This window comes from Pseudomonas sp. SMN5 (genome assembly GCF_052041925.1).
Classification (GTDB): domain Bacteria; phylum Pseudomonadota; class Gammaproteobacteria; order Pseudomonadales; family Pseudomonadaceae; genus Aquipseudomonas.
Map to the genome: position 1 here is coordinate 373,856 of NZ_JBKGGX010000002.1, position 19,510 is coordinate 393,365.

Sequence of the window (19,510 nt, forward strand, 5' to 3'; positions counted from 1 at the left end):
CCGAGCCCGCCGGCGGTTGGTTTACATGCTTCTTGCCACGGGTAGAATGGCGCCCTTCCCTTTTTCAGCCCGAGCGGACTTCATGGCGTTGCCGACCCTGCGAATCATTGGTTTCATCATCGGCATCTTCCTGATCACCCTGGCGATCTTCATGGTCGTGCCGATGGCCACCCTGGTGGTCTTCGAGCGCACCCGCGACCTGCCATCGTTCCTCTGGTCGAGCATGATCACCTTCCTTGCCGGCCTGGCCCTGGTGCTGCCCGGACGCCCGGAACACGTACACCTGCGCCCCCGAGACATGTACCTGCTGACCGTCAGCAGCTGGCTGGTGGTGTGTATCTTCGCGGCGCTGCCGTTCTTGCTGACCCAGCACATCAGCTACACCGATTCGTTCTTCGAAAGCATGTCAGGCATCACCGCCACGGGCGCCACGGTCCTCAGCGGCCTGGATAACATGTCTCCAGGCATCCTGATGTGGCGCTCGCTGTTGCACTGGCTCGGCGGGATCGGCTTCATCGGCATGGCGGTGGCGATCCTGCCGCTGCTGCGCATCGGTGGCATGCGGCTGTTCCAGACCGAGTCGTCGGACCGTTCGGAAAAAGTCATGCCCCGCTCGCACATGGTGGCCAGGCTGATCGTGTCGTCCTACGTGGGCATCACGATCCTCGGCACGCTGGCGCTCTGGTGGGCCGGGATGAGCCTGTTCGACGCCATCAACCATTCCATGTCTGCCATCTCCACCGGCGGTTTTTCCACATCGGACCTGTCCCTGGCCAAATGGACCCAACCGGCGGTGCACTGGGTCGCCATCGTCATCATGATCCTCGGCAGCCTGCCCTTCGCCCTGTATGTCGCCATGCTGCGCGGCCATCGCCGGGCGCTGATCAAGGACCAGCAGGTCCAGGGCCTGATCGGCGTACTGCTGGTGACCTGGCTGGTGCTCGGCACCTGGTACTGGGCGACCACCGACCTGCACTGGCTGGATGCCTTGCGGCACGTGGCGCTGAACGTGACGTCGATTGTCACCACCACCGGTTTCGCCCTGGGCGACTACAGCCTGTGGGGCAACTTCTCGCTGATGCTGTTCTTCTACCTGGGATTCGTCGGCGGTTGCTCCGGCTCGACCGCCGGCGGAATCAAGATCTTCCGCTTTCAGGTCGCCTACATCCTACTGCGGGCCAACCTCATGCAACTGATCCACCCGCGGGCGGTGATCAAGCAGAAGTACAACGGTCACCGCCTCGACGAAGAAATCGTCCGTTCGATCCTGACGTTCTCGTTCTTCTTTGCCATCACCATCTGCGTGATCGCCCTCTTGCTGTCGCTGTTGGGCGTGGAATGGATGACCGCGCTGACCGGGGCCGCCAGTACCGTGTCCGGCGTCGGTCCGGGGCTGGGGGAAACCATCGGTCCGGCCGGCAACTTCGCACCGCTGCCGGATGCCGCGAAATGGATCCTGTCAGCGGGGATGTTGCTGGGACGCCTGGAGATCATCACGGTGTTCGTGCTGTGTATCCCGGCGTTCTGGCGCCACTGACCGGCGCTACCACGCTCGCCAGCCGTGTCCGGTATTCGCCGGGCGTGGTGTCGAACCAACGACGAAAGGCCCGGAAAAAGTTACTCGGGTCAGCAAACCCCAGCAGATAAGCGATCTCCAGCAACGTCATGGCCGGTTGTGCCAGGTATTGCTCGGCCAGTTCCCGGCGGGTGTCGTCGAGCAAGCTCTGGAAGCTGGTGCCCTCTTCCTGCAAACGCCGCTGCAAGGTGCGCTGGGACAAGTGCAGCGTCTGCGCCACCACGTCACGCTTGGGCTCGCCCTGCGGCAACAGTCGACACAGCACCTGCCGCGCCTTGTGGGTCACGCGACTTTCCGAAAACCGCGCCAGGTACTCCCCGGCGAACCGATCATGGAGCAGGGCCATGGCTTCGTTGGCCGTAGGCAGGGGAGCTTCCAGGTCGGCCCGTTCGAAGATCAGAGCATCATGGGGCGCGCCGAATACCAGCGGTGCGGGAAAGGCCTGCTGGTAAGGCGTCAGGTCCAAGGGTTCGGGGCCTTGAAACAATACCTTCACCGGACGCAGGGCGCGGCCGGTCAACCAGTTGCACAGCGCCAGCGCGCAGGCCAGGGACGCTTCGGCACTCTGACGGGTGGGTGGCACGTGATCGCCGTGTACCGTCAGGATCAGCCCATAGCCCTCCCCCAACTGGCGAAAACTCAACTCGGCACTTTCGGCGATGATCCGTTGGTAACGCACCAGGCGCTGGAAACCTTCCAGCAGCGTGCGGCTGGACATCAGGGCGTAGCCCACCACATGGAACGACGCCGGGCGCGCCACCTTGCCCATGTTCAAGCCGATGGCCGGGTTGCCGGACACCTCCACCGCCCGTTGCCAGAGCCGGGTCATCGAGTCCTGGGGGAAACGCGCATCCGGGTCGTCCAGCGCATCGAAGTCCAGCCCCAGTTGCTTGAACAGCGCTCGGCAGTCGAGGCCGTCCATTTCCAGCGCCTTGACAATCCCCATCGCCCAGCTTGAAGAAGTCGTTCGTTCGTGCATGACGGTCTACTTGCATGACGAGCCGCAGGGTACGGCCGGATTTGCGAAGGATACTAAAGTGGCGCCCATTGTCACTGGCCGTTGTGAATGATCGCTCTAGACTTCCATAAGCAAGCTCAATGCACTCGTCTCGAAAACAACAACCACAGAGCCCGCAGTCGTGGAAAACGCCAGACAATTCAAGACGTTCGCCGAGTTCTACCCGTATTACCTCAGCGAGCATGGCAACAGCACCTGCCGACGACTGCATTTCGTCGGTACCTCCCTGGTCATCCTGATTTTCACCCTGGCGCTGGTTGTCGGAAGCGGTTGGTGGTTGCTTGCCCTCCCGGTCGCTGGCTATGGCTTCGCCTGGGTCGGGCATTTCTTCTTTGAAAAGAATCGTCCCGCCACCTTCCAGCATCCGTTCTACAGCCTGCTCGGTGATTTCGTCATGTACCGCGACATGCTGCTGGGCAAGGTTGCGTTCTAACCTCACAAAGGATTTGTCAATGAGCGCTCACGCAGGCTTTACGCATATGCAGGACGGCACTGAGGAAGACTGGGCGCTCATCGCAGCCGACTTCAGCGCCTATGCCCGTCAGTTGCCGGGCCGGATCCTGGCCCACCTGAAGTTGCTGGACGGAGACTTCGGCGGTTTCCCGGTGGACCGCCTGACCCACTCCCTGCAAACCGCCACTCGCGCGTATCGGGATGGTCGGGATGAGGAATATGTCGCCTGCGCGCTGCTCCATGATATCGGCGATACGCTGGGCTCGTACAACCACCCGGATATCGCGGCGGCGATCCTCAAGCCGTTCGTCAGTGCAGAGAATCTGTGGATGGTGGAAAAACACGGGATCTTCCAGGGTTACTACTTCTTCCATCACCTGGGCATGGACCGACACCTGCGCGAGCAATTTCGCGATCACCCGCAATACCAGGCAACCATCGATTTCTGCGCCCTTTACGACGCCGCAGCGTTCGATCCCGCCTACGACACCCTGCCGTTGGGCTTCTTCGAGCCGATGCTGCATAGGATTTTCGCGGCGCCGAGGCAGTCGATCTACAAGGCGGCAATGGCGCAACAACCTGCCTGACAACACGACTCTGTGGCTTGCCTGATACACACCCCTATAGCCTGCTTGACACAAAACCCGTGGCGAGGGAGCTTGCTCCCGCTGGGCGCGGAGCGCCCCCTCGTTTGGGCTGCTGCGCAGCCAGCGGGAGCAAGCTCCCTCGCCACGGGTTTTGTGTTTTGTCTTGGGAGAGGCGTCAGGCCGGTCCAGGGATTTTCAATGCCTTCAACTGCGCTTCCCGCGCCTGGGCATCGGCCAACCGATACAGCTCGATCGACCCGTCCCAGTGCTCGATCAGCGCCGTGCACGACTCGACCCAATCGCCACAATTGAGGTACTCCACCTCGCCCACCTGGCGGATCTCGGCATGGTGGATGTGCCCGCAGACCACGCCATCGAGCTCGCGCTTGACGCATTCGTGGGCGATGGCTTCTTCGAAATCACTGATGAAGCTGACAGCCGTCTTGACCTTGTGCTTGAGGTACGCCGAGAGCGACCAGTAACCGTAGCCATAACGAGCGCGCCAGTGGTTGAGCCAGCGATTGAGCGTGAGGGTGAATTCGTAGGCCGAGTCGCCGAGGAACGCCAGCCATCGGTGGTAACGGGTAATGACGTCGAACTGGTCGCCGTGGATCACCAGCAGTTGCCGGCCATCGGCGGTCACGTGTACCGCTTCGTCTACCAGCTGGATGTTGCCCAGGATCAGCTTCGAATAGCGCCGCAGGAATTCGTCGTGGTTGCCCGTGACGTAGATCACCTCGGTGCCGCGCTTGCTCATGGTCAGCAAGCGGCGGATGACGTTGGTGTGGGCTTGGGGCCAATACATGCCACCGCGCAGTTTCCAGCCGTCGATGATGTCGCCCACCAGATAGATCCTGTCGGCGTGATAGCCCTTGAGAAATTGCGACAAGTGCTCGGCCTGGCAGTCACGGGTGCCAAGGTGCACGTCGGATATCCACAGGGTGCGGACACGCTGCTTGCGGCTGGGTCTGGCGAGCTCGGCGCTGGTCATGGGCAACCCCCTCTGATCGTTTTTTCCACTGTGCGCCTGCGCGGTTAATAGCCCATGACAAACACAAGTCCGTTACATGACAGTCCGGTACATCGCGCTGGCGGTGTATGCTGGCGGCCTGACACGGGAGACCGCGATGAGCCCTATCCTCACGCTACGCCATTACAGCCACGACCTGATCGTCCACAGCCATGACCATGCCCAGTTGGTGTTCGGGTTGTCCGGTGCGCTGGACTTCGAGGTCGACGGGCTCGGCAGCCAGGTGGTGCAGCAGAGTTTCGTGGTCGTGCCGGCGGGCGCTCATCATGCCTGCGGCAGCCCCAATGGCAGTCGTTGCCTGGTACTGGACGTGCCTGGCGACGACTGGATCGGGCAATGCCTGGGGGAGCATGCCGATGCCAGCCGGCGCCTGCTGGACAACAGTGCTCGCCTGCCCCTGGATGCCGGTCAGAGCCAGTTGGTCAGTTGGCTGGCGAGCAGTCCGGTGGAGGATCCGCTCATCGCGCATCAGGGCGCCGTGCTGCTGTTGGCCACGCTCAACGGTGTTCGTCAGGAGTCGGTCGGCGGGCGGCGCCTGCCTTACGCCGCGCTCAACGCGCACATCGACCAATACGCGGCCTACCCGCTGCAAGTCGCCGATCTGGCACAGGTCGCGGGCCTCTCCAGCGCCCGCCTGCATGCGCGCTTCGTCGCCGAATGCGGGCAAACGCCCATGGACTACATTCGTAGCCGGCGCTTGCACAAGGCCGTGGGAATGCTGCGCGATTCGGATTTGCCCATCGGTGAGATCGCCCAGCGCGTCGGCTACAGCTCCCAGAGCGCCTTCGCCGCTGCGGTGCTGCGCGAATTCGGCGCCTCGCCGGGCAGATTGCGGCGCCAGCGCTAGCCTGGCGCTAAAAATCGCCAGGATCGCGACAGACAGGGCTCTGTACGCAAGACCAAAATACCCTGTGGGAGCGAGCCTGCTCGCGATGCGGTGTATCAGCTTGCAGGGATGTTGGATGTGCTGCCGTCATCGCGAGCAGGCTCGCTCCCACCGTTAGATATCAGTGTCCCAGCCTGATCGGTTTCGGCTTACCTGTAGAAAAGGACTGCAATGACTCCCCGCACTGCCCTCGGCGCCTTGCATATCGGCGCACTCATGTTCGGCCTGACCGGTGTGTTCGGCAAACTGGCTGCTGCCTCCCCTGCGATCATCGTGTTTGGCCGCGCGGTATTCGCGGTGCTGGCCCTGGCGATGTTCGCCCGGTTCGCCAGCCACACCCGCTGGCAGAAACTCCGGCCTGCGGATGCTCGGCGCTTGCTGCTGGGCGGGTTGTTGCTGGCGGGGCACTGGGTGAGTTTCTTCATTGCGGTCAAGGTCGCCGGGGTGGCGATCGCCACGCTGGGGTTCGCCAGTTTTCCGGCCTTCACGGTGCTGCTCGAAGGACTGATATTCCGCGAGCGAATTCGCACCAATGAAATCCTGCTGGTGGTGCTGGTGAGTATCGGCCTGGTGCTGGTCACGCCAGACTTCGACCTGGCCAGCGGCGCGACCACCGGCCTGCTGTGGGCGGTAACGTCGGGCTTGCTGTTTTCACTGCTGTCATTGACCAACCGCGCCGGATCCGCCCACGTACCGCCGGTGCAGGCGGCACTGTGTCAGAACGTGGTGGTCGGGTTGTGCCTGCTGCCGATGGCCGCGCCGCAATTAAGTGATGTACGGCCCATCGATTGGCTGTGGATCGCGCTGCTCGGGGTCTTCTGCACCGGCCTGGCCCACAGCCTGTTCGTCGCTAGCCTGGCGGTGATCAAGGCCCGTACGGCGGCGGTGGTCTTCGCCATGGAACCGGTCTACGGCATCGCCATGGCCTGGCTGCTGTTCGATGAGAGCCCGACACTGCGCATGCTGCTGGGAGGCGTGCTGATCATCGTTGCCATCGTGGTATCGAGCCAACTGGGCGGCGCGAAGAAACCGGATGTGGGCGCCGAAGTGGCGTCTCACTGAACCCGGTCGTTATGACCCAGGTCGCGCTCCGGGTCGATCCGGTCGCGGACCCGCTGCTTGAGCACCTTGGCTTCGGGAAAACCGCCATCGGCCTTGCGCTCCCAGATCTGCTGGCCGTCGCAACTGATCTGGAATATCCCACCGGTTCCCGGCACCAGGGACACCTTCCCCAAATCGTCGCCAAAGGTGCTGAGCAGCTCCTGGGCCAACCAGGCGGCGCGCAGCAGCCATTGGCACTGGGTGCAGTAAGTGATGACGACTTCCGGTTTAGCTGCGGTCATGGCGGGAATTCCTGGGGGAAGGCCTGCCATGATACCCATCGCCAAATGCCTTGTGGGAGCGGGTTTGCTCGCGATGGCGAGGGCACATTCAACAACTTCGTAAGCTGACCCACCGCCATCGCGAGCAGGCTCGCTCCCACAGGGAATTTGCAGTGCCCCTCTGTGTGAGCGCCCCAGGCTCCTGTGGAGCGGGCTTGCTCCGGGCGATCCGACGAATAGGCCAGTAGTCACGGCACAGGCCCCAGGAACTCAGCGAATCCCGGCCAGCAGTATCCGGGCGGTCTGCTTGAGCGGTTCATCGCCTTCCTGGAGCAGTTCTTCGAGCAGCGTCACGGCGGTCTTCAGGTCGCCATCATCGATGCAGTTCTGTGCCTGTTCCAGTTTGGCCGCATGTTCCGGGGCTTGGGGCTCCAGCGAGAGGGATTGGAGAGGTTCGGACTCGAACGGCAGTGATTCCAGCTCCAGCGACTGTTCTTCGTCGGCAAAACTATCGAGGAAGGCGTCATCCAATGACTCGGTTTCCAGTGGCGCCTCCCATTGCAATTCAGGCTCATCGAAGCCTGAAAGCGACAGGCCATTGGGAGTGTCCACGGGCACAGGTGGTACGACAGCGGTTTTCCCGGCAGGGGCTGGCTGGGTGTCTGCAAGGTCCCAGCTACTGTCCATGGACAGCGCATCCAGGTTCAGCTCGAATTCGTCACTGGGCGGGGCGGGAGCCGGTGCAGGGGCAGCGACGGGCTCAAGCTCGGGAAGCGGAGCCTGAAGCTCCGGTGGCGGCACTACCGGCGTGGCGATCGCCGCGACCTTGGGGTAGCGCTCGCGAACGGCTTGCAGCGTTCCGGCGTCGATGCCCTGCGCCAGCAAGTGATGCTCCTGCGCCTGGAAACCAATGACATCACCCTGCTTGCCCAGGACTTCGAGCAACTTCAGGCCCAGGTCGGTGCGTTCAGGTTCCGCCAGCAGCGCCGCACGTAGCAGCCCGGCGGCTTCGGTAAAACGCCCATAGGTCAGGTAAATCCCAACGCCCTCCAACACGTCGCCCAGTGGTGCATCACCGTTATGGAATGACGCGGCAGTCTCCGGCTGCTCTTTGTCGGGAAGCGGCGCATAGATGTCGGCTTGGTCTTCAAGCTCCGGCCCAGGACGCTCGGGCATGGGCGCCGGGTCCGCCGTCCCCCGCTGTTGCCGGCGACGAACGAACAGCAACAGCGCGAGCAACGCCAGCAGCCCTACCAGTCCTGTTATCCACAGCCAATCGATACCTTCCGGCTCGGCGACCGGCTCTACGGCCGCAGTAGTATCCGCGGCCGGTGCAGGTGCCGGTGCGGGGGTTGGTGCAGGGCTCGGTTCAGGCACCGAATCGGCGGGCTCGGGCGGCTGCGACGCAACCGGGGCTTCTGGTACTGCTTCGGCCAATCGGGCCTGCAATTCGCCGATCTGTTTGCGCTGGGCGGCGATTTCCTCGTCCTGGGCCTGGAGCCTGGCCTGCAACTGGTCGATGGTGGACTGTTGCTGCTGGCTCTGCAGCACGCTGGCCGCCAATTGCTCGTCGGGAGCAGCCGGGGCGGGGGCCGCAGCGGCAGCATCAGCATCAGCAGCCGGAAGTACTGCCGAATCTGGCAACAACAGGCGCTGGCCGATGGAGAGCCGGTCGCTGCCGGGATTCAGCGCCTGGATTCCCTGCATCAGTTCATTGACCGAGGCGTTGCTGCCTGCGTCATGCAAGCGCTTGGCGATGCCCCAGGGATTGTCCCCCTGGACGACGGTGTAGCGCTTGCCCAAAGTCGCCGGAGGCGGCTTGATGGCAGGCGCCTGGTCTGCCCTCATTGACGGAGAATCGCCTGCAGGTTCGTCACGAGCCGGAACAATACCGGGTGTGCCCGGCGGATCGATCAGCACGGTGAATTCGCGTAGCAACCGACCGTTGGGTTGATTGACCTGTACCAGGAAGTTGAGGAACGGCTCCTCCACCGGTTTGCTGGACGTCACCCGAATGAAGCTGCGGTCGCCACGCAACACCGGCGTGAAACGCAGGTTGCTCAGAAAGAACACCCGCTCTACGCCGGCCCGATTGAAATCGTCAGGGCTGGCCAGGCTGGCCGAGAGATCGCCCTCGCTGAGACCGGCCACATCCACCAGGGCGATATCGGCGCGCAATGGCTGGTTCAGGGCCGAATGGAGGGTGATCTCCCCCAGCCCCAGCGCAGACGCCAACGCCGAATATCCCAGGGCACCCACGACGACCAACACGCTGACCCGACGGCGCAACGTGAACTGCAGACTTCCAAGCATGGGCATCCCTTTCGATTACCAGACTGAGCGTAAACGCTTCCAATACGAACGCTTAGTACTGGTTATAGTTCGCTAATCGCCGAATCTCAAAAGTTGAATGCCGGGGATATGCCTCAGGATTTTTCCAGATTGGCCAGGATGGTTTCATGGACACGCATACACAGGCTGATGTCCGCCTCGTCGATGCCTTCGAAGACTTCCCGGCGCAGCTGCGTGGCGATGGTTTCGATCTGTTCGATCAGCGGCCGGGCCGGAGCGCACAGCACGATCTTCTTCGCTCGACGGTCCTCGGCCACGGCCTGACGCTGCACCAGGCCCTGTGTTTCCAGGCTGTCGAGGAGCCGGGCCAGGGTCGGCCCCTCGACCGCGACGCTCTGGGCCAGCTCACGCTGAGTCGGCGCCTGTTCGAAACGGGCCAGGTGCAACAGCACCAGCCAGCGCGCCTGAGACAGGCCCAGCCCGGCCAGGCGACGATCCAGCTCGGCTCGCCAGCCACGGGAAATCTGCGCCAGTTGCATGCCAAATCGGTGTTCATCGGTTAAAGACATAAAAAACTCATCGGATCTGAAATAGAGAAATACTAATTATTAGTCAGCTAAGCATGAGCTTCGGATTCAAGCAAGGTTTGCACCTTGATGAATCGTTAAAGGCGTTTAACTCATTGATCAGACTTCGAATTCCGATTGCAATGCAGCCCTGACGCAATACAGCACGCCTTCCGGAACCCGTCCCGCGAACAGCTCGGCGACCTCCGACACGGACGGCAATTCGCCTTCGCCGTCCAGGAACGCGTCCTGTACCTCGCCCATCAGCTCTTCCGGCAGATCAAGAGCCTGCTCCAGGGACAACTGCTGTTCGCCAATGGCCTCGGCCAGCATGGCGTAGACATTTTTCTCGGAGCATTGCAACTGCCCGGCAATCTGCAACGGGGTCATGCCGGCCCGCGCCAGCGTAATGAGTTCGTGGCGGACGTCGGCCACTGCTTTCGGCGTCTCGGCCTCGCCACCCAGCACCTGGAGGAAGGCCTCGCCATAGCGCTCCAGCTTGCGTGCGCCCACGCCACTGACCCGAGCCATTTCCGCCAGCGACGTCGGTTGGCTGCGAAGCATTTCCAACAGGGTCGAATCCGGGAAGATGACGTAGGGTGGCACGCCATGTTCCTCGGCGAGCTTGCGGCGCAGGGCACGCAAGGCCTCCCACTGGTCACGCTCTTCGCCGCGCACCAGTTGGCTGGCCTGGCTCTTGCTGCTCTTGACCGCCGTGGCCGGCTTGAGATCACGCCGCAGTTCCAGGGTGACTTCGCCCTTGAGCAATGGCCTGCAGCTCTCGGTCAGGCGCAGGCCGCCGTAGCCTTCCAGGTCGATGTCCGCCAACCCGCGTGCGACCAATTGGCGGAACAATGACCGCCACTCGCCCTCGGTACGGGCCTTGCCCACGCCGAAAACCGAAAGATGCTGGTGGCCGAAGTTACGGACCTTTTCGTTGTCCTTGCCCAGCAATACGTCCACCAGATGCCCGACACCGTAGCGCTGGCCGGTGCGGAAGATCGCCGACAGTGCCTGGCGGGCCGGCTCGGTGGCGTCCCAGGTCTGCACGCCGTCGACGCAGTTGTCGCAATGCCCGCATGGCTGGGGCATGTCTTCGTCGAAATAGGCCAGCAGGGTCTGGCGTCGGCAGCGGGTTTCCTCGCAGAGTGAGAGCATGGCGTCGAGCTTGTGCTGCTCCAGGCGCTTGTGGCGCTCATCGCCTTCGGAGTTCTGCAGCATCTGCTTGAGCATCACCACATCTTGCAGGCCGTAGGCCATCCAGGCGTCGGCCGGCAAGCCATCGCGACCGGCTCGCCCGGTTTCTTGATAGTACGCCTCGAGGGATTTGGGCAGGTCCAGGTGCGCGACGAAGCGTACGTTGGGCTTGTCGATGCCCATGCCGAACGCCACGGTGGCAACCATGATCAGCCCTTCCTCGTTGAGGAAGCGCTTCTGGTGGTAGGCCCGCAGCTCATTGGGCAGGCCGGCGTGGTACGGCAGTGCCGGGAAACCTTGCTCGCAAAGAAACGCCGACACTTCGTCGACCTTTTTACGCGACAGGCAATACACGATGCCGGCATCGCTGCGGCGCTCGGCCAGGAACGCCAGCAACTGCTTGCGCGGCTGCTCCTTGGGCACGATGCGGTAGAAAATGTTGGGGCGGTCGAAGCTTGAAAGGAACCGCTCGGCGTCCTGCAAGTGCAGGCGCGAGACGATTTCCTCGCGGGTTCGTTTGTCCGCCGTGGCGGTCAGGGCGATGCGGGGTACGTCGGGGAACAGTTCTGCCAGTTGCCCCAGTTGCAGGTACTCGCGCCGGAAATCGTGGCCCCATTGGGATACACAGTGAGCTTCGTCGATAGCGAACAGGGCGATTTCCAGGCTCTGCAGGAACGCCAGCATGCGCGGCTGTACCAGGCGCTCCGGTGCCAGGTACAACATCTTCACTTCGCCCCGCCTGATGCGCGCCGCCAGCTCCCGCTGTTGGTCGGCGCTCAGGGTGGAGTTCAGCGAAGCGGCCGCGACGCCCAGCTCTTCAAGGGTCGCGACCTGGTCATCCATCAGCGCGATCAGTGGGGAAACCACCACCGCCAGGCCATTGCGCAACAGCGCCGGTACCTGGTAGCACAGGGACTTGCCACCACCGGTGGGCATGAGCACCAGGGCATCGCCACCGCTGGCCACGCGCTCAATAATGGCACCCTGACGACCACGAAAACTGTCGTAGCCGAAGATGTCCTTGAGGACGCGCTGAGCCTGTTCGAGCATAGAAACTCCAAAAATCACCGAAACATCCCTGCAAGGCTGGTTCAGAATTGCAAACGCTGCACCGGCAAATCGTAAGGGCGCGTTTCGAACCGGCGAGACGCCGCAGGGCATCGCAAAACGCGGCAGTATACCCGAGGCCTTCGTTGCAGAGGGCGCCGCTGACAAGAGGCATTGAAGCCATTGAACCCGTGGCGAGGGAGCTTGCTCCCGCTGGGCGCGCAGCGGCCCTGTTTCGGGGGCGGCTTCGCCACGCAGCGGGAGCAAGCTCCCTCGCCACGGGGGATGCAGGCCCGGCCATTGGGGCAACCCAGCCGCCATGGGAAAGGCAAATATGCCATGCGGCTGGCCTGGGCGCTCAAGAAGGCCTAGAATTCCCGCATTGTTTATTCCCCAAGGTAGCCCGTAATGTCCTTCGCTGAGCAACTGACCCGCCTGCAAGTCTTCCTCGACGCCGATGAGCTGCACGAGGAAGCGCTGGACTACGTGGCCGCTCATGGCTATCTGACCGCCCTGTCGATCTGCTCCGAGCCGGTGCCGGATCGTGAATGGATCGACGCACTGTTCGCCGAGGAGCCGCATTACAGCGACGAAGCCCAGCGCATCGAAATCGAAGCCACGCTGGTGGGTCTCAAGGCACACATCGCCCGTCAGCTGGCTTCCGACGAAGAATTCGAACTGCCCTGCGAGCTGGACCTGGGCGATGACCCGGACGATTCGGAACTGCGTGGCTGGTGCATCGGTTTCATGGAAGGGGTTTTCCTGCGCGAAGCGGCCTGGTTCGAAACCGCCGAAGAGGAAGTCAGCGAAATGCTGCTGCCGATCATGGTCGGTTCCGGCCTGTTCGACGAGCAACCGGAGTTCTCAGACATCGCTGCCGACGCCAACCTGATGGACGACATGATCGTGCAGATCCCGGAGGCCCTCACCGCCCTGTACCTGCTGTGCAACGCACCGGATGAGAAACCGGCGATCCTCAAGCCTCGTCACCACTGAGTGCCTGGGTGTCCGCGCCCATTGGCAATCGCCCGCTGATCCTGCGTTACGCTCTGCTGGCCATCGGCTGGTTGAGCGTGGTGCTGGGGGTCATCGGTATCTTCGTTCCCGTCCTCCCTACGACTCCCTTCCTGCTGCTGGCGGCTGCCTGTTTTGCCCGTAGCTCTCCGCGTTTCTACCAGTGGCTGGTAGACCACCCTCGCCTCGGCCCGTGGATCCGTGACTACCTCAGCGGCAATGGCATCCCGCTCAAGGGCAAGGTCTACGCCATCGGGCTGATGTGGGCGAGCATCCTGTTTTCCTGCTACCTCGTCCCCCTGCCATGGGCTCGCGGCTTCATGCTCACCAGCGCGGTGCTGGTGACGGTCTACATCCTCAGGCAGAAGACCCTGCGTAAACCGTAGGAGCCGACCACCCGTCAGCCCCCTGTTCGACCTGTCAGATCTGACAGTAGGCAGCGAACCGGTTCCACTTCATTAATCGCTCCATCCCCCCTGACGCGACCGGAGCATCCGAGCCATGCTGACTCGATCGAAAACAATCCTGGCACCGCTGGCATTTGCCGGGCTGGTACTGGGTGCTGGGGCGGCGGTCGCTGCCGTGCTGCCTGCGCCTCCCCTCCCGATCACTCCAGGTCAGATCATCGGCGAGAGTCAGCTCGAGAAGGCTCGGTGCGTGCAGGCGTCGGACCCGGCAAAGTACCAGCGCTCCCGCGCGGTCGGCAGGATTGACACCGGGCGCAGCTATGGAACTGCATGGCGGGTAGGGCCTGGAAACCTTGTGCTCACAAACCTGCACGTCGTGGGTGAAAATCCGGATCTGGCTCGGACGGTGGTGGAGTTCGATTACGAGGAACCCAGCTGCGACTCGGATGCTGTGCGGCCTGCCGTCCGGGTGCCGGTGGAGCGGCTCCTGGCCTCCGATGGGTCGGCCGATTATGCGCTATTGGCTTTGGATCAGGAGACGGTCGACAGCGGTGTACTGGACTCCTTCGGCTACCTGGGCCTGGATACCCGCCTCTCGGAGGTTGGCGATCCGGTCTACGTTGCTGGACATCCCCTGGCGGGGCCGAAACGGATCTCGCGCCTTCACGATGACGGACGTCCCTGCTCGGTAACCGAGATTCGCAACAACGGTCGCACGGATTTCGCCAAATACAACTGCGACACCGACTCAGGGTCTTCCGGATCGCCAGTGATCGATGCAAGAACCCATGCGGTGATCGCGCTGAATTTCGGTTTCAGTTCGGGGTACAACGCTGGCGCGCAGATGAGCAGCATCTGGCCCGATATCGCCGGGTATTTCGGTGGGAAGTTGCCGGAGGGCAGTATCCCGGTGGACCAGCCGACCGTGCCGATGGCCAAGCCGGGCGCGGTTGGCGTACAGGTTCCGGTGCGAGTGACCCAGGTGGACGGCCAATCCCCGGTGGCAGGGACATCCGGAGAACAGCTGTATTACCAGGCCCCTACACACACCGCGATCACTGACGTGTCCTGCCAGAGCGGCAGCACCCAATGGATCGCCGAGGACGGCAAAGCCGCGTCATGCACCCTATCAGGCGCAGCCAACTGGGGCATCGCACAAGTGGCGACGCTGCGCGTGGATAACACAGCCCCCGACGGCCAGGTCATCGATGGCCGGGTACGACTTTTGTCCGAGACAGGACAGATCCGCGGAGCAAACCACCTCGCTCTGAACGTGATGTCGCGCGGGCCAGGCGAGGTTCAGTCACTCAGCGCGCAGGCGGGGAATCTTCAGGCCGCCCCCGTGGACAGCCGGTTTTCGAAACCATTGACCGCACGGGCGAAAGACCCGCTTGACGCGGCTGTGGTGGGCGCGGATGTCACCTTCGCAGTCACTGATGATGGTGGGACCGGGACACGGTTCGAGGGGGATGACCAGACGCCGACCGTGCGAACGAACACCGAAGGTGATGCAACGTCGCCAGCCCTGTTGACCGACGCCAGGACGGGGACGTTGCAGGTCACCGCCCTGTCCAGCGGCAAGACGGCCACGTTCCACTTGCGAGTGGTGTCACAGGAGGGCGACCCGACCGAGGATGTGGAGCATCTGTCCGTGATCGCGGGGCAAGGTCAGATCGCGCCCGAGGGGACCGAGTTTCCCCTCCCCCTCACGGCACGGACATTGAATCAGGACCGCAATCCGGTAGAAGGCGCCTGGGTCACCTACACGATCATCGATGACAGGGAAACCGGAACCCGATTCGTCGGCGACGAACAGACGCCGACAGTGACGAGCGACAGTCAGGGTGACGCCGTGTCGCCGAAGCTGATCGCCGGCAACAGATTCGGTTTCGTGACGGTCACCGCGACCTCCAACGGCAAGTCGGTGACGTTCATCATCGTTGTGGGCACGATTTGAGCGCGGGTGCCAACACCCGAAATCGCCGTTGGCCGTCCTCATATCCCTGTGGGAGCCAAACTTGCTCCCACAGGGATCTGGCAGGTGCAGTACGAAAAACCCGCCATTGCCGCCCAACAAATGACGGGGTCTGTCATTTCAGCTCACCTCAGACCGTATCCACCTTCAACGAATGATCATTCAACATCCCATTGATGATGGTGGCCGTATCCGCACCGGCAATCATCCCACCTGCGCCCGGCGTGACGCCGTAGTGGCTGGCGAGGTTGACGCCGGCCAGGTCGATGGTCTGGTTCGGTGTGGCGCCTGCGGTGGCGCCGACATCGATACTGGTCATCACCGATGCGCCGCTGCCGGTGACGGTGAAGTGCAGGTAGTCGTCCAGTGACGCCGTGCTGCCATTTTCGCCCTGCAACAGTTGCGACAAGTCCAGCTTGTCGACGCCTGGGGTGAAGTCGGTAATCACGTCATGGCCGCTATTGCCCGCGTGCCATTGGAAGGTATCGGCGCCGCTGCCGCCGGTCAGGGTATTGTTGCCCAGCCCACCGATCAGCAGGTCATCGCCGCCACCACCATTGAGCAGATCATGACCCAGCCCGCCGTCGATGCGGTTATTGCCACCGTCGCCGGTGAGAATGTCGTTGAAGTTCGAGCCGACCAGGTTCTCGATACCACCTAAGGTGTCGATGCCGGCGCCCAGAGTGTTTTGCGCCGCCAGCAGCCCCAGGTTCACCGTGACCGCCGCCGTGGCGTGGGCGTAGCTGGCGGTGTCGGTGCCTGTACCGCCGTCCAGCAGGTCATTGCCTGCGCCGCTGTAAAGCAAGTCGTTGCCGGCTCCGCCGTGCAGGGTGTTGTTGCCCGAGCCGGCACTGAGGATGTCGTTGCCGTCACCTGCGTTGAGCACGTTGTCACCCGTGCCGGCAAGCAGCACATCGTCCCCACCGGTGCCCGTCAGGGTGTGTCCGGCCTGATAACTGATGCCCACCGCCGCGCTGTCGCTGCCGCCATGGTTGTCGCTGGCGGCGTAGGTGCCGTGGTAGTCAGGCGTGATGTCCTGGGCCCCGGCGTAGTTGACGGTCATGGTCAGTTGATAGTTTTCCGCGGCGTTGGAATTTCCGTTGCCGGGATTGGCGATGTTGGTGACGTGGATCTGGTAGTTGCCATCTGCCGCCGCAGTAAACGAGGCACCGTCGGCGATAGCGATGAAAGGCCCGCCGTTGAGGGAATATTCCAGGGTGACATGGCCGGCCGCCAGGTTGTGATCCAGGGTCAGGGTTTCGCCTTGCTTGAGGCTGATGTTGAGTCGGTCCTCATCATTGGCATTGTTATTGGACACTGCCCCCAGCGCGCCACTGACCACCAGCACCGCCGTCATGGTCGCGGTGTTGGCGACAAAGGCGCTGCGGCTGAGGTTTATCGACTGCACTTGGTTACCCGTGAAACTCACTGTACCAGTGGTGCCGGTGAAGTCCGCGCCTCTGGCGACCCAGCCGGTATTGAAACCGGTGGGCGACGCGGTGAGCGGATCGCCGTTGGCGTCGCTGTCGTTGCCCAGCAGCAGCTCACCGGGGACGACGATATTGCCCGACAGCACGTTGGTGATGATGTTGTCAGCGACGGCCACTGGCGGGCTGTTGGGGACAACCTTGATCACCAGGTTCGAGCTTGCCAGGTCGCCGTCGTTGTCGCTGACGGTATAGCCGATGGTCTCGGTAATCAGCGTACTGGTGGCGGTCTGGGAGGTGTAGTTGAACGCGCCGGTGTCGAGGTTGACCACCAGCGTGCCGTCATGGGCGGTGGCGATGCTCAACGTGTTGCCGACCGTATTGAAGGTCCCGTGATTGGCACCGCCACTGACGGTCAGCCCACCTTGGCCGCCATTGGCAGTCGGGTTGTAGCTGTAGGTGGTGCCATCGACCACCAGGCTTTTCACAAACCCGCCGTCGGCGCCGAACGAACCGCCCTCGCCCAGCAGGTTGCCGGTGACCGGCGCGCCTTGCACGGTACCGGAGAGCACCGAGTTGAGCTGGTTCAGGTCGGTGACCACCACTGCGTTGGTGTTGGTGTGGCTGCTGCCGTCGTAGGCCAGTGGATCGAGATTGACGTTTCTGGCGCCGCTGCCCAGGCCGACGGCGTAATTCTTGATGCCGTTGGCATCGAGAAAGGCTTTCCACGCGACCTCGTCCGCCGAGCCGATCTCGCCCAAGGTCGGCTTGCCGTCGGAGAAGAAATAACCAATGTTCTGCGCGCCGGTCAGTTGTCCGGGGGTTGCGAACGCAGTCTTGGCCATCGCCACGGCCGCATCGTAATTGGTGTCACCGTGCGCGTTCAGCGCGGCGATCAGCGTCTTGGCCGTTGCCACGTCCACCCATACGGCACTCTGGTCGGTGGCGCTGCCGCTGAAGGTCACCAGCTGGACTCTGACGTCGCCCATGTCGTCGTATTTGTCGAGCAAGGCGCTGATCGCCTGCTTGGCCAGATCCATACGCGAGAGCCCCGGCACGCCGGAATCGTCTTTCATGCTGCCGGAGACGTCGAGCACGATCAGCAAGTTCGAATCAATCTCCACCGCCGTCACCGAACGTTCGGACGCGACGGCCTTGAGCACGTCGTCGACAATGCTGACCACCAGGCTGCCGGTGACGCTGTTGCCCAGCGAGTCTGTGGCCTTGTAGGTGAAGCTTTCGTTCAGCACATTCGGACCGTCGTTGGCGCCGGGCGTCGTCGTGGCAGGTGAAGTCAGGGTGTAGGTGTAGGAGCCATCAGGATTGAGTAGCAGTTGACCGTAGGCGCCCGTGGCATTGCCCACCAGGGTGAAGGTTACGGCGCCCGTGGCGCCGGTCACTGAACCGACCAGGCTGCCGGTCGCGGTTTCGCTGGCGGCGCTCGGGTCGCTGCCGATGACCGTGCCGGGGGCCAGATCCTGGCCGTCCTGGTTCAGGTCGAGGGCTTTCTCGTAGACCGTGATGTCCTGGTCGGTGTGCGCGACCAGGCAACTGTTGTGCACGTCGATGGTGATGGTGGTGGTGCTCTCGTCGCCATCGGCATCGCGCACGGTGTAGGTGAACACGTCGGTGGCGCCCGGTGCGCCAACGCTGTTCGGATTGCTGTGGTAGACCCCGTTGCCGTTGGCGTCCAGGGTCAGGTAGCCGTAGGCGCCGTTGATCTGGGTGTTGAGGCCGCCAGTGGCCGGGGACGACGTGTCATTGCCGGCACGGATGCCGATGACCTCACCACCGTCGGCGCCGAGCACGTCATTGACCAACACGTTGCCATTGACCGTGCCGCCTTCCACCACTGACGCGAAGTCGGCATGGGCGGTGGGAACGTCGTCGACGATGTTGATGACAATGGTGCTGGTGACGGTATTGCCCAGGGAGTCCGTGGCCTGGTAGGTGAAGCTTTCGCTCAAGACGTTCGGGCCATCGTTGGCGTGGGGCGTCGTGGTAGTGGGTGAAGTCAACGTGTAGGTGTAGGAACCGTCGGTGTGAAGCAGTAGCTGGCCGTAGGCACCGGTGGCACTGCCCACCAGGGCAAACGTCACGGCACCGATGGCACCGGACACCGAGCTGGCAAGGTTGCCGCTGGCGGTTTCGCTGGTGGCGCTCGGGTCGCTGCCGGTGATCGTGCCGGGCGCCAGGTCCTGGCCATCCTGGTTCAGGTCGAGGGCTTTTTCGTAGACGCTGATTTCCTGGTCGGTGTGCGCGACCAGGCAACTGTTGTGCACGTCGATGGTGATGGTCGTGGTGCTTTCATCGCCATCGGCATCGCGCACAGTGTAGGTGAACACGTCGGTGGCACCCGGTGCGCTGACGGTGTTCGGATGGCTGTGGTAGACGGCGTTGCCGTTGGCGTCCAGGGTCAGGTAGCCATAAGTGCCGTTGATCTGGGTGTTGAGGCCGCCATTTGCCGGGGATGAGGTATCGTCGCCGGCCCGAACACCGATCACCGCACCGCTCAAGGCCGGGCCGTCGGCGCCACCCACATCGTTGTCCAACACGTTGCCGCTGACCGTCCCGCCCTCATCCACCGAGGCTGAATCGGCATGAGCGGTAGGCAGGTCGTCGACGATGTTGACGTCCAAGGTGCCGTTGGCGGTGGTGCCGTTATCGTCGGTCGCGACGACGGCAAACTGTTCGCTCAGGCTGTTGGCGCCAT

15 protein-coding genes are annotated in these 19,510 nt (G+C 62.9%); 8 read left to right on the forward strand and 7 right to left on the reverse strand.

Annotated features, from left to right (window positions below; all coding sequences use genetic code 11):
- Positions 1-82: 82 nt before the first annotated feature.
- The gene (locus ACLEJR_RS03350) at positions 83-1,537 is read left to right on the forward strand and encodes a TrkH family potassium uptake protein (RefSeq protein WP_440795805.1); all 1,455 of its coding nucleotides are present in this window, start codon (positions 83-85) and stop codon (positions 1,535-1,537) included.
- On the opposite strand, the gene ACLEJR_RS03355 is transcribed toward ACLEJR_RS03350, so the two are convergent.
- Positions 1,494-2,555, reverse strand: a complete 1,062-nt coding sequence (locus tag ACLEJR_RS03355; RefSeq protein ID WP_440812101.1) for an AraC family transcriptional regulator — start codon at positions 2,553-2,555, stop codon at positions 1,494-1,496. The two genes, ACLEJR_RS03350 and ACLEJR_RS03355, sit on opposite strands and share 44 nt — an antisense overlap.
- Positions 2,556-2,715: 160 nt before the next feature.
- Here ACLEJR_RS03355 and ACLEJR_RS03360 point away from each other — a divergent pair, with 160 nt between their 5' ends.
- Both ACLEJR_RS03360 and ACLEJR_RS03365 read left to right on the forward strand, forming a co-directional pair.
- Positions 2,716-3,027, forward strand: a complete 312-nt coding sequence (locus ACLEJR_RS03360; RefSeq protein ID WP_440795809.1) for an Mpo1-like protein — start codon at positions 2,716-2,718, stop codon at positions 3,025-3,027.
- A 19-nt stretch (positions 3,028-3,046) separates the two neighbouring features.
- Positions 3,047-3,634 carry an HD domain-containing protein gene (locus tag ACLEJR_RS03365; protein ID WP_440812103.1) on the forward strand — a complete coding sequence of 196 codons (588 nt, stop codon included), beginning with the start codon at positions 3,047-3,049 and terminating at the stop codon, positions 3,632-3,634.
- Between the two features lie 175 nt (positions 3,635-3,809).
- Here the strand turns inward: ACLEJR_RS03365 and ACLEJR_RS03370 are convergent, their stop codons facing one another.
- Positions 3,810-4,625 carry a UDP-2,3-diacylglucosamine diphosphatase gene (locus ACLEJR_RS03370; protein WP_440812106.1) on the reverse strand — a complete coding sequence of 272 codons (816 nt, stop codon included), beginning with the start codon at positions 4,623-4,625 and terminating at the stop codon, positions 3,810-3,812.
- A 136-nt stretch (positions 4,626-4,761) separates the two neighbouring features.
- Here ACLEJR_RS03370 and ACLEJR_RS03375 point away from each other — a divergent pair, with 136 nt between their 5' ends.
- Both ACLEJR_RS03375 and ACLEJR_RS03380 read left to right on the forward strand, forming a co-directional pair.
- The gene (locus ACLEJR_RS03375) at positions 4,762-5,511 is read left to right on the forward strand and encodes an AraC family transcriptional regulator (protein WP_440795815.1); all 750 of its coding nucleotides are present in this window, start codon (positions 4,762-4,764) and stop codon (positions 5,509-5,511) included.
- A gap of 210 nt (positions 5,512-5,721) precedes the next feature.
- On the forward strand, positions 5,722-6,612 hold the full coding sequence (locus ACLEJR_RS03380; protein ID WP_440812108.1) for a DMT family transporter: 891 nt from the start codon (positions 5,722-5,724) through the stop codon (positions 6,610-6,612).
- Here ACLEJR_RS03380 and ACLEJR_RS03385 read toward each other — a convergent pair.
- The 4 genes from ACLEJR_RS03385 to recQ all read right to left on the reverse strand — a co-directional run bounded on the left by ACLEJR_RS03385 (position 6,606) and on the right by recQ (position 11,977).
- Positions 6,606-6,893, reverse strand: a complete 288-nt coding sequence (locus tag ACLEJR_RS03385; protein WP_440795819.1) for a SelT/SelW/SelH family protein — start codon at positions 6,891-6,893, stop codon at positions 6,606-6,608. The two genes, ACLEJR_RS03380 and ACLEJR_RS03385, sit on opposite strands and share 7 nt — an antisense overlap.
- Before the next feature lie 249 nt (positions 6,894-7,142).
- Positions 7,143-9,185: a FimV/HubP family polar landmark protein gene (locus ACLEJR_RS03390; RefSeq protein ID WP_440812110.1), complete on the reverse strand. Its 2,043-nt coding sequence runs from the start codon at positions 9,183-9,185 to the stop codon at positions 7,143-7,145.
- A 113-nt stretch (positions 9,186-9,298) separates the two neighbouring features.
- Positions 9,299-9,733 (reverse strand): MarR family transcriptional regulator, encoded by a 435-nt coding sequence (locus ACLEJR_RS03395; RefSeq protein WP_440795823.1) that lies wholly within the window; start codon positions 9,731-9,733, stop codon positions 9,299-9,301.
- A gap of 117 nt (positions 9,734-9,850) precedes the next feature.
- Positions 9,851-11,977 (reverse strand): DNA helicase RecQ, encoded by a 2,127-nt coding sequence (gene recQ, locus ACLEJR_RS03400; protein WP_440795825.1) that lies wholly within the window; start codon positions 11,975-11,977, stop codon positions 9,851-9,853.
- 405 nt (positions 11,978-12,382) lie between these two features.
- Here recQ and ACLEJR_RS03405 point away from each other — a divergent pair, with 405 nt between their 5' ends.
- From ACLEJR_RS03405 to ACLEJR_RS03415, 3 genes are all read left to right on the forward strand, one after another.
- On the forward strand, positions 12,383-12,970 hold the full coding sequence (locus ACLEJR_RS03405; RefSeq protein WP_440795827.1) for a UPF0149 family protein: 588 nt from the start codon (positions 12,383-12,385) through the stop codon (positions 12,968-12,970).
- 8 nt (positions 12,971-12,978) lie between these two features.
- Positions 12,979-13,374 (forward strand): YbaN family protein, encoded by a 396-nt coding sequence (locus tag ACLEJR_RS03410; protein WP_440795829.1) that lies wholly within the window; start codon positions 12,979-12,981, stop codon positions 13,372-13,374.
- 115 nt (positions 13,375-13,489) lie between these two features.
- Entirely contained in the window at positions 13,490-15,352 is a 1,863-nt protein-coding gene (locus ACLEJR_RS03415; RefSeq protein WP_440812111.1) for a trypsin-like peptidase domain-containing protein, read from the forward strand.
- A gap of 148 nt (positions 15,353-15,500) precedes the next feature.
- Here the strand turns inward: ACLEJR_RS03415 and ACLEJR_RS03420 are convergent.
- Positions 15,501-19,510 (reverse strand): beta strand repeat-containing protein (locus tag ACLEJR_RS03420; RefSeq protein WP_440812114.1); only part of this gene is annotated, 4,010 nt, incomplete at its 5' end.